General features: G+C 28.3%; 1 protein-coding gene. It reads left to right on the forward strand.

Going from position 1 to position 339, the window contains the following annotated elements:
• Window positions 1–339 (forward strand): hypothetical protein (locus KQ878_RS04560; protein ID WP_373422580.1); only part of this gene is annotated, 339 nt, incomplete at both ends.

Raw genomic sequence — 339 nt, forward strand, 5'->3', positions numbered from 1 at the left:
AAGGCTATAAATTAATCTATATAAGAGATGAATCGCACCACGGGGGTGAGGTTAAAAACAATTTTGTTGATATTGATAGAAATGACTTAAAAAATAAAGATCAACAAAATGAAAAGCATTTTGAAGCCTTGATTCAAAAAGCTGCTCAATATATTATTAAGATGACAGCTACACCGCCGAGAACTCAAAATCAAGTAGTAATAACCGAAAAGGAATTACAAACAGATTCAATTAAATTAATTAAAACAGAAGCAAAAAGAAATGATTTTAAAGTTGATAAATTCTTAGAAGAAATTAGCGACTTTGATTTATTGCAAAAAGCATGTGAAAAATTCAAAG

Origin of the sequence: Mycoplasma zalophidermidis, from assembly GCF_018913985.1 — a bacterium.
In the GTDB taxonomy this organism is placed as follows: Bacteria; Bacillota_I; Bacilli_A; order Mycoplasmatales; family Metamycoplasmataceae; genus Mycoplasmopsis; species Mycoplasmopsis zalophidermidis.